Below are 13818 nucleotides of genomic sequence, written 5' to 3' on the forward strand. Positions count from 1 at the left end.
TTACAAGTAGTAAGAGAGCGGTTTGTCTTCTTCTCCCGCTTCGGCCTCTACTTGGGAAGGTGCGGGTTCCTCTTCTAGCTCTTCAGCTTTCCGAAGGGTTGCAAAGAGATTGCGGTGAGCTTCCTCCACTTGTAGCGTGTACTCTTTGAGCCGATCCATAAGCTCCGTTCCTCGCAAGGTGCGGAGCGTCTGGCACACCTCCTCTTCATTTTCATTAGTCAGTGAATCCTCTTGCTTACTCCATTGGCTAATCCGAGATAAATCTCTTGCTAGGATGGCGGTCGGGGAGAGTTCGGGCATCGCCTCGCTGGCAATTTGTAACTCCTCCCGCAGGACGCTCTCCTCATCTGGATCCTCCATCGTGTAGGCAACTTGTATCTCGTTTTCTGCCTCAGGGATAGTTCCGCTTTCCGCTTCTAAAGAATCTGCAGCGTCATCTCTATGCGTTGACTTATCACTATCTAACTCTGCAAATGTAGCGGGATTATCGTCCGCTTTTTCAGACGAGGAACTCTTAGGAACCATAGGGAAAGATGAGGAAATAAAAGGCTTGCTCTTGCCGACTATTTCGTCTCTCACAAGCTCCTTACGCTCTTGATTGGAGTCTGCTTTTCCCGTATTCTCTTTCTTGGCTGTAGCCTTTCTTTTAGGGTCTTGCTTAGAGCTATTCAAGAGGCTCCGCCAATATGCGATGCCAAAAATCACCCACACAATCCCTAATAAGAGCAATAAGCATCTCAATGTCTCTTCAATCATAGGTCAATAGTCTTGTTCCGTCTCCGCTGAGAGGCGATTTGGTTTAATAGCTCCTGGTGCGTTTTCAAGTGATCCAGTATGATGTTCTCAATATAGCTTGTGATGGAGGTCTCTACACGGAGGTCACTCACTACATTTCGAAGTAGCTGTAGCACTTCGGTATGAATGCTGAAGCCAGACTTGTTGCGACCATCTCGTACAGATGTCAGGAAACGCTCTTCGTACGCTGCAAACTCTAGTGTCGATGAGCAACTCCTAGGATTAGACTTCTTTTTGGAGCTGTGACGCTGGGATGCTTGAGAAGAGGTGGTCGGAGTAGAGGCTGTTGTCTCCTCGGTCTCTGAGACGGCATTACACTCCTCTTCAAGCGTTGGTTCTTCCTCCAAATCTATCGGCTCATCAAAGTCCGGGATATTCTCTGCGGTACGCTTGGTGACCCCTATATTTGCCATCTCTCTCATCTTAGCTTGGAGCAGTCGCTCTCGCTGTTCTTTAAGTGAGCTCATACGCTTGAACCTTTTTGTAGACCTAGCTTCTGTATCACCTCTTCGACCCATTCATCCACACCTGTCTGAGGGCGTAGCGTGGTAGCTGGAGGTAGGTAAGAGCAACGAAAGACTCCCTTGACACCCCCTTGAGCTAACTCACGACTGAAGCGAACAGAATGGTAGATACGAGCGTCTAGAATCTTCAAGCCCTGCTCTTGGGCATGCTGACTGAACAGTTCGATGACCATAGTGCTGGCACTGCGATTTACTTTGTTCCAAAGCAAAAAGAGATCTTGGATTTGAGACTCTGCAAAGCCTACACCTAGCTCTTGGATTGTCTTGGCATAAGCAAAGCTTGATGCCAACGATTGCGGGTCAGCCTCTATGGGGGAGATGATATAGTCCATCATAATGGATAGCTCCATCATAGCACTGGTAGCTACATGACCTGGGAAGTCGAATATGACGAGTTGGGGAGCTATTGGTGCTTTACTCAAGTACTGCTCTGTATTGCTTATCGCCTGCTCTAGATTACTTCGGATAATCTGGTAAGACTTCTTCCCATATTGGGCAAGTCGCTCGTGGAGTTCCTTCCCTATGTCTGGAGAGGTTCCAATAAGATCTCTGTCACGCTCTCGGAGCTTGAAAAATGACTCCTGCGTGCCATCGCAGTCCACTACGACAAGAGGGATATCCTTCTCGTAGTATAAAATAGATGCTAGCACTTCGGCTAGCGTACTCTTACCGACTCCTCCCTTTTGTGAAGCGAAGCCTAAGTAGAGCGGGCGGCTGTTTGATCTGTCCATATCGTTCTTTGGTTACTACTTATGTTATAAGCCTATGGGGCGATTGTTTCACTCTAAATCTGACTCAAGAGTTAGGTCTCAACTCTACTCTTGACTTAACTCAAAAGTTAGTTCTTGACTCAACTCAAAATTGACTTAGCTCAAGAGTTCGGTTTTGACTTAACTCAAGATTGACTTAGCTCAAGATTGACTTAGCTCAAGAGTTCGGTTTTGACTTAACTCAAAATTGACTTAGCTCAAGAGTTCGGTTTTGACTCAACTCAAAATTGACTCAGCTCAAGAGTTAGGTTTTGACTTAACTCAAGATTGACTTAACTCATGACTGAGTTTGGTTGCAAAATAACTAGCTCTTAACCTAAGTCTCAACCTCTAGTGAAGCATGAGGAAAAGGAGTGAAATCATAGGAATGTCGTTTATAGTGAATTAGTTACAAGGTCGCTGTAACTTTGCAAGCAGATAGAAGTCGTGGAGCTTTTCTCCCCGAAGTAGACACCCCCGTAGGGTGGATACTTCATCGTATCACTTCTTGATATTGGCAAGGTGTGTCTTTGTAACACAAACCGCAGTTTGTACCACAAAAAACCTTGCCCCGAAGGGGAGATGAATTACTCCAAAGTCGTAATTAACAGAAGAAACAACAGATGAATGAGCAGACAGAAAGAGATCGTAAGCGAAAAGAGCTGAATAAGCCTCGTTGGGACAACTGGCACGTACGCTTGCCCAACCCGAAAGACCAGCAACGGGCGATTGACTTGTTCTATAAATCAGGTGCGGAAACGAAGTCCGACTTCGTGCGAGCAAGGATATTGGGAGAGCATTTCAAGGTGATAATGGTAGATAAGTCTGCCGTGGAGTACTATCGTAAGCTATCCGAATTGACTGCCCAGATACATAAGATAGGCGTGCTGTATAACCAAGCTGTACGAGCCATCAACAGCTATCATAGCGTGAAGACAGCTCAGATACTGCTTGAGAAACTGGAGCAACTATCAGCTCAGATTATTGCTTTGCAGGAGCAGGCTGTCTCTCTGACCATTGATTATCGCAAGTAATGATTGCCAAGATTTCAGCAACGGAGAACCTCGGGGGTGCACTCGGCTACAACTTCAAGAAGGTGAATAAGAAGGAAGCAACACTTCTGCTGGCACATGGCTTGTACCAAAACAGAGCGGGCGAATATACGATGTCGGAGGTACTTGCAGATATGCAGGCATTGATACCCGAAAAGTGTAGAACAAAGAAAACGGTCTTCCATTGCTCGCTCAATCCGCATCCAGACGAGAAGCTGTCCGATGAAACCCTCTCGCAGATAGCTAAGGAGTATATGGAGGCTCTGGGCTATGGCAAGCAACCCTACATTGTGTTCAAGCACAATGATATCGCCCGTGAACATATCCACATCGTATCGCTAAGGGTAGATGGTGATGGTCGAAAGATCAATGACAAGTTTGAAGGCAGACGAAGCAAGAAAATTACGGATGCGTTGGAGAAGAAGTACCATCTAATTCCCAGCACAGAGGTTACAGACAATCCACTACAAGAGCTCTCAAAGGTGGATATGGCAAAAGGAAATATCAAAGAGCAGGTAGCATCTATAGCTCGTTCTGTTCTGAAGCATTACCGCTTTTGTTCGTTGGGAGAACTCAATGCCATTCTTTCCCACTACAATCTTGCCGTGGAAGAGGTCAAGACAGTGTTTCGAGGGCAGAAGTACGATGGACTGGTTTATGTACCGACTGATGATAAAGGCGATAAGGTCAGTACACCCATCCATGCATCGGAGATTGGTCGTGGTGTGGGCTATACAGCCGTGCAGAATAGGATGCAACAATCTAAGCAAGCTATCAAGCCACTGATACCAGCCGTAAGGGAGAAAGTCTTACAAGTAATGCGTACTTCTCCCCAGACAGAGGAAGCACTGCGACATCGATTGGAAGAACAAGGCTTGCGAACGGTTATCCGAAAGAATGAGAGAGGGCGTATCTATGGTATTACGTTCATAGACGATGCGAATGGCATTGCACTCAATGGCTCCAGACTAGGCAAGGGGTACTCGGCCAATACATTTAATGCCTACCTCACCAATCCGACCTACAATCCATTTATGGATGAAATGCTGTATGGCACTCCTTCCTCTCAATTGAAAGAAGAAGTCCCAACTATTCAACCGTTACAGTCAGATGCGGACGAGGGAGACAACCTTGTCGATGAGCTGGTAGATGATATTGTCGATGACCTTCCACTCGGTAGTAGCAACGATGATTGGAAAGAGGCGGCTTGGCAACGGAAGCTCCGCAGACAGAGCAAGGTTCATCTCAGACGAAGGAAGAGGTAAGTCAAGGCAGGGTATGATAAGGAGGAGGGCATCGCACTCTTCACGGAGGAAATCGAAAATAGAGACGGAGGAAAGAAGAAATCTCCACGGAAGGACAGAGTGATAGTTCGGAAGAATGAAATCAAACTTCGGAAGAATGGACTGAAACTTCCGAGGAAATAGATCGCCCCTCCGTGGAAAATAGAAAATGGTCACGTAGGTATCTAGCATTTTCTCCGTGACGATACAGTTCGGTGAAAAGGGAAAGCAGCGAAGCCTACGCATTTGACTTTGACGAAATAGTGATTAGACAACGATTAAACAACAGATAATTATGGCACAAGAAGATGATTTGAGAGCATTGGGCAAGATTATGGACTTTATGAGAGGGATCTCTGTACTGTTCCTCCTCATCAACTGCTACTGGTTTTGCTATGAAGCATTCCACACCTGGGGCTTGACGCTCTCGGTACTAGATAAGATTCTGATGAACTTTCAACGTACAGCAGGACTCTTCTCCTCGATTCTCTGGACGAAGCTCTTTTGTGTGCTGTTCCTTGCTCTTTCTTGCTTAGGGACTCGTGGTGTAAAGGAAGAGAAGATTACTTGGGCTAAGATTTGGACGGTCCTGACTATCGGCTTTGTGCTATTCTTCCTCAATTGGTGGCTGCTGGCACTTCCGATTGGAGTCGTTGGTGCAGCTTCGCTCTACATCTTCACAGTCTCTGTGGGGTATATCTGCCTGCTGATGGCTGGTGTATGGATGAGTCGCCTGCTGAAAAACAACCTTATGGACGATGTCTTCAATACGGAGAACGAGAGTTTTATGCAGGAGACGAGACTGATGGAGAACGAGTACTCGGTCAATCTACCGACACGCTTTTACTACAAGAAGAAATGGAACAATGGCTGGATCAATGTGGTCAATCCGTTTCGAGCTTCAATGGTCTTGGGTACGCCTGGCTCGGGCAAGTCTTTCGCTATCGTGAATAACTACATCAAGCAGCAAATTGAGAAAGGCTTTGCGATGTACATCTACGACTACAAGTTCCCCGACTTATCGGAGATTGCCTATAACCATTTACGTACCCATTTGGATGCTTATAAGGTACAACCACAGTTCTTTGTGATAAACTTTGATGACCCTCGTAAGTCGCACCGCTGTAATCCCATCAATCCAGCCTTTATGACGGATATATCAGATGCTTACGAGAGTGCCTACACCATCATGCTCAATCTGAACCGCTCGTGGATTCAGAAGCAAGGTGATTTCTTCGTGGAGTCACCGATTATCTTGCTTGCAGCTATCATTTGGTTTTTGAAGATTTACGAGGAGGGGAAGTATTGCACCTTTCCACATGCCATAGAATTCTTGAATCGACCATATGCCCAGATATTCCCGATACTCACCTCTTACGATGAGCTTGCCAACTATCTATCTCCCTTTATGGACGCTTGGGAGGGTGGAGCACAAGATCAGTTGCAGGGGCAGATAGCATCAGCGAAGATCCCTTTGTCACGAATGATTTCTCCCGCCCTATACTGGGTGATGACGGGCGATGACTTTTCGCTCGACATCAACAACCCTAATGAGCCGAAAGTGCTTGTGGTAGGGAACAACCCCGACCGACAGAACATCTATTCGGCTGCGCTCGGACTCTACAATAGTCGCATTGTGAAGCTTATCAATAAGAAGCATCAACTTAAAAGCTCGGTGATTATAGATGAGCTACCGACCATCTATTTTCGTGGTCTCGATAACCTGATCGCTACGGCTCGTAGTAACAAAGTCGCTGTGTGTCTAGGCTTTCAGGACTTCTCGCAGCTGACCCGTGATTATGGGGATAAGGAGAGTAAGGTGATACAGAACACTGTGGGTAATGTCTTTAGCGGACAGGTAGTTGGTGAAACAGCTAAGACGCTTTCCGAGCGTTTCGGCAAAGTGCTTCAGCAACGGCAGTCCATGACCATCAACCGTAACGACAAGTCCACATCTATATCTACGCAGATGGATAGCTTGATTCCTGCAAGTAAGATTAGTAACCTTACACAAGGTATGTTCGTTGGGGCTGTCTCTGACAATTTCGATGAACGCATCGATCAGAAAATCTTCCATGCTGAGATCGTTGTGGATGTTGCCAAGGTCTCTGCTGAAACGAAAGCTTACCAGCCTATCCCCATCATAGCGGACTTTACAAACGAAAATGGCTCCGACAGTCTGCGTGAGACTATTGAAGCCAATTATCGCCAAGTCAAGCAAGAGGTGCTATCCCTCGTAGACTCTGAGACTGCTCGTATCAAAGCTGACCCTGCTCTCCAGTATCTGCTGAAGGAGTAGTCTGGAATACTTAGCCCCTCTTCCGATCTCTTTTGGGGAACATATCAGAGTTGGCTGACACAAAGATTCTGTTTCTGTAGTCTTTTTCATCCCCATCTATTTCCAAAGCATCCAGAATGTGTTGTCTAGCTCTTCTTGCAGGCCTCATATCTCTTTTCATTTTTGGAGAAAATCTATCTTTTAGGCTCAAATGATTGGCTTTCAATAGCCTAATGAGTTGTGAAATGCAGTAGGTAATGATTTAGCAACCTATCTTCAACAATGATATACAACGCTTTGCATAACTCGAATAACCTGTTGCAAAGATAAGGGTATATCGTGAGAAAAAAGAATTTTCTCCAATAGTGTCCTAAACGTTTTTGGCGGGCAAAGGGTGTGAGATAGCTGTCAAGCGGGTCAATCGCCCCTTGACATTTGCGGTAAAAACGTTTAGGACACTATTGTCTCAGAAGGCAAGTAATATCCCTATTGTGTAAAACTTACAAAGAGTCGAGGTATTGCTTGGGATTTATCCTGTGATATTTGCGGAAAGCCTCCGTGAAGTGGCTGAGATTGGCATATCCGATTTTATAGCCCACTTCGGATACAGAATAGAGACGAGTTGAGAGTAGTCGTTTCGCCCATTCCATCTTTTCGGATAGGGCATACTCGGCAATTGCCTTGCCGATAACCAACTTGAAGCACTTTTGCAGTTTGGAGCTGCTCATTGCCGCTTCACGTGCCAACTCGGGAATGCTCGGTACATTATTGAGATTTTGAAGAATATGGCGACGAACTCGGAAAACAGTCTCTACATCATTCAAGTTCAGATTGGCAAGAGATTTTACTTCCGAACGTTTTTCGAGTTTTTCAAGGTACATCGTTAGCAATTCTATTGTCTTTCCATGTAAATGGAGAGATGAGAAAGGTGTATTGCTTTCGACAATTGATTTGATCCCATCCAATACTTCCTGCATTGCAGGCGTAATAGTCTCAAACAAATAAAAAGCCTTGTCAGATTGGAGAATCCGACCGATGTAAGTTTCATGCGCCGTATCCATTTGCTCTATCCAATCCTTGTTGAAAGTCAATGTGATGTTTTCATACTGCCGTTTGGAATCGAAAGTCCATTCCGTAGGGATATTGCTTGAAGGCATAAAGATACCGTAGAGCGTGTCCACTCCGACCGTTTTTGTGCTTGTGCCGATAATCTGTTCGTGCTTATGTTCATTGATGTAGAACATCACGGGAATCCATTTCGAGTTTTCCACCGAGCGACGCACCATTGTCATCGGTTCGTATGCCATGAAGCTGATGTAGGTCAATGTGAGCCACGGTAACGGATAGTATTGTTTGAAAAATCCATTGCCAACCGAAGGCGGAACGGTAAAACCATCGTTCGTTATCGATGTGCCGAATTGCTCGGCAACCATCTCGATCCAATCTTCGGGCTTATTGATTGCACAGAATTCTATGGTCATGTCAATTCATTATCTTTCTGCAAAGATACAAACGAACACGGATAAAAACCAGTGGTAAATCAAGTTTTTATCCGTATTGTTTTTTGCGTGGTGATTTTTGAATCCTCTGAAAATTATCTTTGGGAAGACTTACTCAAACGCCACCAGACTTGATGGCACTCCTACCGCGGTTACAACAGGTGTTTTAGAGCATTCGCCCGTCTTGGTGTTGTAGGTATAGTAGCCCGTGCCGTTATTGCACGTCATTCCGAAGACGATGAAATTTTTGTAGCGGGTTATGGCAAAAGAGCCGTTACTGTCGGTCATGGGCAAATCGAGTTTTTCGATGGTTTTATTCCAAATATCAATTTTCACGGGCTGAAAATCTTTGTTCAGTATACCGAACTCCGTATCTGTTACTTTCACACAACTATACACTATGCCATTGCCTGCGTAGTAAGATTTAATCATGTACTGCCCTGTCTTGCCTATTCCTTTTATGGTTGTCTTCGATAGGTTGAATAGGTAGTCGGCATCCCACTTGTCGCTTCCTTTGCGAATACGAAGAAATCCCTCTTTGTTGGCAACGTTGAAGTTGTTGCCCGCACTGTAAAAGTAGATGTCGCCCCGCTCGTCTATGAATGCGTCGGAATGGCGGAACAATCCGACAACACTTGTGCGGTTGTCCTTGATAACTTCCGTCTTTTTCGTCTTCAAGTCGATAATAGCAACCTCTGCACCCGTACCGGGTACGGAAGTATGAGGCGAATTGAGTTGATTGAGGGCAACGTACATTTTTCCATCACGGATGACATTGCAACCGGGGTCGGGGTTATTGTCTTGAACGGCATAAGGCGAGAGGTCGATTTCATCCTCCTTTTGCAATGTCATGGTGTTGATTAACGCAATCTTGCCACGTCCGTGCAAAGCGACGTATGCCCGCTGTTCGTCAATAAAGTTGATTTCCCCGGGTTGAGCCATTTGTTCGAAAGTCATCGTACCTGCTTTTAGAAGCTCGCCGTGAGCTCCTCTTGTAAACTTATGTACCTTATCTCCGAATTTCCCTTCGGGCACAAGTACCGTGTTTCCTTTTGCGAAGAGATAGCATCCGAACCCGAATTCAAAAGTTTTCTTGTTGTCGGTTGCTTGAGGAGTTAAATCGCTGAATGTACCGACATAAGCACTTTTGTCTACATAATGCACAAAGGCAAAATGTTGTTGCACCTCGTTGGGCGTAGGTTTGGGGTCATCGTTCTTATCACAAGACGTCAGCCCTATGGAGCCGACCAGCATAGCGGAAAGGGCTACGCGACTGAAAAATGTTGTTCTCATTATCATATATGTTTATAGTTATAAAATACCTTTCGAGAAGACATACCTGAATTTCAGATGGAATGTCCGTCCCGCCAATGGTTGGCGGTACTGATCCCACACCTCTTTATTCATCAGGTTGTGGCATTCCAAGGCGATGGAATATTTCTTTTTGTAAGTCAGAAAGAGACCTATATCGTGAGTAAAACTGCGAGGGATACGCCGTTTCTGCAATTCGGTAAGTTCCCAAAAGTAGAAGAACTCTTCGGTGAATTTGCCGTCCCAGAATGCCTTGACATACCAATTTTTGAACAATCGGTCGCTGTGATATTCCGCTCCGAAGTTGGCGAACAGATAAGGAATATTAGGCAGCCGCAATCCTTTTGTCGGATTGGGGGCTTGGGTGCCGGGTAAATACTCCAAGGCATCGCGCACATCCTGATAAGTCAGATTTCCATAGGCATAGAGCGTCGGTGTTATATCCAGTTTCAACTCGGTCTCTATACCTTTGATATGCACCTTTTCCGCATTCACATATCCGGCTGCCATGTGCTGTTTCATCAGTTTTATCATATCATTTACCTGCATATAAAAGCCGTTTACCTCAAATTGCAATCGCGACAGCCCGAGTACGTCGTTTTTGTCGAACAAGAAGCCCATATTGAAGTTATGGCTTTTCTCCGGTCTCAGCCCGGCTGCAGGAAAGGTGATGATACCGTCACCGAATAGTTCTTGCGAATTGGGGAGGCGTATAGCCCTTTGGTAGGAAGCCTTCAAATGAAAGTCACTGAACGGTTCTAACTTCACCGCCTCTATAAATCCGATTTGTGATGTCGTATTGCTCTTTTTCTTCGGAGCTTCAATCATTTCGTACGAGGTCAAGTCCTCTATCTCGGAATGGAGATGGAAATACTTTGCAGAGAACATATTCGTCAGTTTCCTGTCTAATAGTTTCGCCTCCCAAGTCAAGCCCGAAACGACACTGGTCTTTTTGCTGGGAAATCCTCCGATAATAAACCCTGTGTGCTGACTTGCAATGTCATCGCTTGGTTGTCTTCGGGCGTAATTGATGAGTGTGTTCAGGTTCAGACTGTGATTGGCGGACAATTTGTAATCAAAATTGATACGTTCGTTGATTTCCAATCCTTTGTCGTTTGAGTTGTGAGGAACGTCTCCCGTCTCTCCCTGTCCATTCGGACTCGGATAGATGTTTCCCTCAAAATCGTAATTAACCCGTGCAGTATCCACAAAATTGTTTGTTGTATGTGAAAGGGAGAAATGGGACTCGAAGTTAAGTCGGTTGTTCCGCATCCTGCTTTTTATCAGTTTGTTTTCCAGCATAAACATACCCGATTGATTTTCGGCATGCTGAATGTTTTTCAAAACACCTTGAATCTCATTGAAACGGTTATAGTACCCGAACTCGGTACTGATTTCATCGAACCAGAGTTTTGTAAAAGCTATTTTCCCTTTCAACATATACGAACGAAAACGGTTGTGGTCTCGCCTCACCAACAAGTTTTCTCTTTCGGGTACTCTAAAAGAATAATCATTCTTTGCAGACGTACAATAACCTCCCGCACCAAGCAGAACACCGCTTTTAGGGAAGTTCTTGCGAGAGAAGACGCTTCCTTTGTGTGTTTGGTAAGAACCTAATTCATACGAGGCATCCAAATAGTCCGTACTGAACTCTTTCGTAACGATATTAACGGCGCCGCCCAATCCATCGCAACCAAAACGGGCAGGGATAATACTTTTGTAGACCTCTATCCGTTCGATAATGTCTATCGGAATCTCATCAAGAGAAAAAGCTCCGTCAGAAGTACTCATAGGTATTCCGTCCCATAAGATTTGAATACGATTGCCTTCCAATCCATGGACGATAATCCTCGAACTGCTTCCTAAACCACCAGTCTGCCCGACCTTCAAACCAATGGTCTTGTTCAAGATGGTTTCTAAAGAAACGGAACGACCTTGCAATTCCTTTGCATTTATCACTGAAACCGCTTCGGGCGACTCTCTGATAACCTGTGCTTTTGTTTTTCCGAAGACTACCACATTTGCCAATTCTGTCGAGTCCGGACGTAATTTCAGGGTATGACGCTTCTCATTTGCCGTGATCGTTTCGGTAATTGTCTGATAACCTACATAACTTACCCTTAATACCAGTTTTTGATGGGCTGTCGTATTTAGTTTCGCCACTCCTTTTCTGTTGGTGGTCGTACCGTTCTTGTATGTTGTATCTCCCAGATTTTTCCATTGCACCGTGGCAAATTCTAAGTTGTTTCCATTCTCTGCATCGACAACTTTAATTTCAGTAGAATATAGTTGTGCAAACATAGGATAAGACCACAACAATAGAAAGCTGATAACGAGCAGTCTCTTATATAAATGGATCATTAAGCTGATTGGCATATCTTATCTGTTCTGTTTGTTAGAACTCGTGCAAAATTACGCACCTATCAAATAAGGGAATAACCCTACCATCCACACTTATGCCCCTATTGAGTTTTATATATACCGAACTATCATTTCCGGGTAGTATTATGCTCATTCGGGTTGTTTTACTTCTGTTCGTCGCTGTAACTTTGCACCTCAGAAAAATCAAAACGACAGATATATGGATAAACAAAAAGTCAAGCCTCTCGAAGAGGAACGGGAGAGCCGCAGCCTGCTCTCCAATGCAGTGGTCATATTGCACCTTATTTTTGGTACACTCCCTATACTGCTTGTAGTATGGGCAGTGGACAAGTTGATGAATGGCACACTCTCTCCCATAATAGTTTGGGGTATTGGAGGAATAATGATACTATTCTCACTGCTTCGGGGCGTATTCTATGGAACCTCGATTTGGCGTGCACACCAGTCGGCTTACAATGCCCTTACACGATTGAGGTTACGTATCATTAGTCATCTACAACGCTTGCCACTCGGTTTCTTCCAAGAGCGGAAAGTGGGAGACTTAGTGAATATTATCAACCACGATGTGGAACAAATTGAAATTTATTTGGCACACGGATTACCCGAAATCCTTTCGGCTACGCTTTTTCCTGCCTTACTCTGGATAATCATTATGGTGCTGAACTGGCGTTTGGGGCTGTCGCTCATTTCTCTTTTGCCTGTGGCTTTTCTTCTGCAAATGGCTGTCAAAACACTTTGGGGAAAGAGCTTTCAACACTTTATGGAAAGTACGCAAAAAATGTCGGAAGATCTTTTGGAATATGTGGCCACCATATCGGTAATCAAAGCCTTCAGTAACGAGGAAAACAGAACGGAACGGGTACTTGGCGGTATGCGCGACTACATCCGTTGGGTAAAGCGGAGCATGTTTAGCGTTACCGTTCCCATGACATTGATAACAATGTTCTTGGAAGGTGGTATCGTGGTAATGACTCTTGTCGGGCTATGGCTGGTGACTTCGGGCGAACTGACGGTGGCACGTTTTATCCTTGCCCTGATATTGGGCGGACTGTTCTCGTCCTCCTTTGCTAAGTTGGCAACATTCCAACATTTCCGAATCGTCTATGGTCAGTCGTTGGCAAAAGTACAGTCCATTACAGAGGTACAGGCAAAGGAAACTGCGGACAAGAAAACAGATACGACACAGACGGATGTTTGTTTCGAGCATGTTACATTCTCCTATCCAAACAAGGAAGACAATGCGCTGAAAGATGTATGTCTTCAATTTCCGAGAGGAAGCCATACTGCTATCGTAGGCGAGTCAGGGTCGGGAAAAACCACACTGGCAAGTTTGATGATGGGGTTCTGGCAACCCCAAACAGGTACTATCCGACTGGGAGGAGAGAATATTACGGAACTCTCCGAACGTAATATCGCAGATTATTTTTCGATGGTACAGCAGGAGGTTTTTCTCTTTAACACAACTATTCGGGATAATATCCGCATAGGAAGACCTACCGCCACACAAAAGGAAGTGGAAATGGCAGCAGAGCGTGCTCGTATTCATGATTTTATCATGGGCTTGCCGAATGGTTATGATACGCTGGCAGGCGAAGCCGGCGTAAAATTCTCTGGCGGAGAAAAACAACGTATTTCCATCGCCCGAATGTTGCTCAAAGACTCTCCAATAGTTATTCTCGATGAAGCCACTGCCGCATTGGACGGAGAGAATGAGAAACTAATCCAAGAAGCTCTTGATGAATTGCAGCGCAACAAGACCGTCATTACCATTGCTCACCGTCTCAATACTATTCAGGATATGGAGCGTATTGTTGTGATGGACAAAGGGCAGGTTGTGTCGAAGGGAACACACCGAGAACTGATGAAAGACTGTTCTCTGTACCGCAATATGACGGAAACGCAAGAACAAGTAAGTAAATGGCAATTAAAAGAAGAGGAGGAATAA

General features: G+C 45.1%; 11 protein-coding genes. 4 read left to right on the forward strand and 7 right to left on the reverse strand.

Annotation, left to right across the window (positions count from 1 at the left end):
- From Q2J34_RS07125 to Q2J34_RS07135, 3 genes are read right to left on the reverse strand one after another with little or no spacing between them, the layout of a single operon-like run.
- Positions 1-756, reverse strand: coding sequence for a hypothetical protein (locus Q2J34_RS07125; protein WP_300969727.1), 756 nt, complete (start codon positions 754-756; stop codon positions 1-3).
- A complete protein-coding gene (locus tag Q2J34_RS07130; RefSeq protein ID WP_300969728.1) occupies positions 753-1262 on the reverse strand; it encodes a DUF3408 domain-containing protein in 510 nt (169 codons plus the stop codon). Before Q2J34_RS07130 ends, Q2J34_RS07125 begins: the two co-directional genes overlap by 4 nt.
- Entirely contained in the window at positions 1259-2050 is a 792-nt protein-coding gene (locus Q2J34_RS07135; RefSeq protein ID WP_300969729.1) for a ParA family protein, read from the reverse strand. The genes Q2J34_RS07130 and Q2J34_RS07135 overlap by 4 nt, the downstream gene beginning before the upstream one ends.
- A gap of 641 nt (positions 2051-2691) precedes the next feature.
- On the opposite strand from Q2J34_RS07135, the gene Q2J34_RS07140 reads away from it, so the two are divergent.
- The 3 genes from Q2J34_RS07140 (at position 2692) to mobC (ending at position 6702) form a co-directional block, all read left to right on the forward strand.
- Positions 2692-3102, forward strand: coding sequence for a plasmid mobilization protein (locus tag Q2J34_RS07140; protein ID WP_300969730.1), 411 nt, complete (start codon positions 2692-2694; stop codon positions 3100-3102).
- Entirely contained in the window at positions 3102-4385 is a 1284-nt protein-coding gene (gene mobB, locus Q2J34_RS07145) for a conjugal transfer protein MobB (protein ID WP_300969731.1), read from the forward strand. Before Q2J34_RS07140 ends, mobB begins: the two co-directional genes overlap by 1 nt.
- Before the next feature lie 313 nt (positions 4386-4698).
- A complete protein-coding gene (gene mobC, locus Q2J34_RS07150) occupies positions 4699-6702 on the forward strand; it encodes a conjugal transfer protein MobC (protein WP_300969732.1) in 2004 nt (667 codons plus the stop codon).
- Between the two features lie 10 nt (positions 6703-6712).
- On the opposite strand, the gene Q2J34_RS07155 is transcribed toward mobC, so the two are convergent.
- The 4 genes from Q2J34_RS07155 to Q2J34_RS07170 form a co-directional block, all read right to left on the reverse strand.
- Positions 6713-6892: a hypothetical protein gene (locus tag Q2J34_RS07155; protein ID WP_300969733.1), complete on the reverse strand. Its 180-nt coding sequence runs from the start codon at positions 6890-6892 to the stop codon at positions 6713-6715.
- A 289-nt stretch (positions 6893-7181) separates the two neighbouring features.
- Positions 7182-8162: a helix-turn-helix domain-containing protein gene (locus Q2J34_RS07160; protein WP_300969734.1), complete on the reverse strand. Its 981-nt coding sequence runs from the start codon at positions 8160-8162 to the stop codon at positions 7182-7184.
- Between the two features lie 129 nt (positions 8163-8291).
- Positions 8292-9473 (reverse strand): hypothetical protein, encoded by a 1182-nt coding sequence (locus Q2J34_RS07165; RefSeq protein WP_300969735.1) that lies wholly within the window; start codon positions 9471-9473, stop codon positions 8292-8294.
- An 18-nt stretch (positions 9474-9491) separates the two neighbouring features.
- Positions 9492-11867, reverse strand: a complete 2376-nt coding sequence (locus Q2J34_RS07170) for a TonB-dependent receptor (RefSeq protein ID WP_300969736.1) — start codon at positions 11865-11867, stop codon at positions 9492-9494.
- A gap of 205 nt (positions 11868-12072) precedes the next feature.
- On the opposite strand from Q2J34_RS07170, the gene Q2J34_RS07175 reads away from it, so the two are divergent.
- Positions 12073-13818, forward strand: a complete 1746-nt coding sequence (locus Q2J34_RS07175) for an ABC transporter ATP-binding protein (protein WP_300969737.1) — start codon at positions 12073-12075, stop codon at positions 13816-13818.

The organism is Porphyromonas vaginalis, assembly GCF_958301595.1.
Classification (GTDB): Bacteria; Bacteroidota; Bacteroidia; order Bacteroidales; family Porphyromonadaceae; genus Porphyromonas; species Porphyromonas vaginalis.

Excerpts from the sequence above, each read along its gene's own strand:
- Q2J34_RS07125 (WP_300969727.1), bottom strand. The coding sequence starts at position 756 with ATGATTGAAGAGACATTGAGATGCTTATTGCTCTTATTAGGGATTGTG.
- Q2J34_RS07130 (WP_300969728.1), bottom strand. The coding sequence starts at position 1,262 with ATGAGCTCACTTAAAGAACAGCGAGAGCGACTGCTCCAAGCTAAGATG.
- Q2J34_RS07135 (WP_300969729.1), bottom strand. The coding sequence starts at position 2,050 with ATGGACAGATCAAACAGCCGCCCGCTCTACTTAGGCTTCGCTTCACAA.
- Q2J34_RS07140 (WP_300969730.1), top strand. The coding sequence starts at position 2,692 with ATGAATGAGCAGACAGAAAGAGATCGTAAGCGAAAAGAGCTGAATAAG.
- mobB (WP_300969731.1), top strand. The coding sequence starts at position 3,102 with ATGATTGCCAAGATTTCAGCAACGGAGAACCTCGGGGGTGCACTCGGC.
- mobC (WP_300969732.1), top strand. The coding sequence starts at position 4,699 with ATGGCACAAGAAGATGATTTGAGAGCATTGGGCAAGATTATGGACTTT.
- Q2J34_RS07160 (WP_300969734.1), bottom strand. The coding sequence starts at position 8,162 with ATGACCATAGAATTCTGTGCAATCAATAAGCCCGAAGATTGGATCGAG.
- Q2J34_RS07165 (WP_300969735.1), bottom strand. The coding sequence starts at position 9,473 with ATGAGAACAACATTTTTCAGTCGCGTAGCCCTTTCCGCTATGCTGGTC.
- Q2J34_RS07170 (WP_300969736.1), bottom strand. The coding sequence starts at position 11,867 with ATGCCAATCAGCTTAATGATCCATTTATATAAGAGACTGCTCGTTATC.
- Q2J34_RS07175 (WP_300969737.1), top strand. The coding sequence starts at position 12,073 with ATGGATAAACAAAAAGTCAAGCCTCTCGAAGAGGAACGGGAGAGCCGC.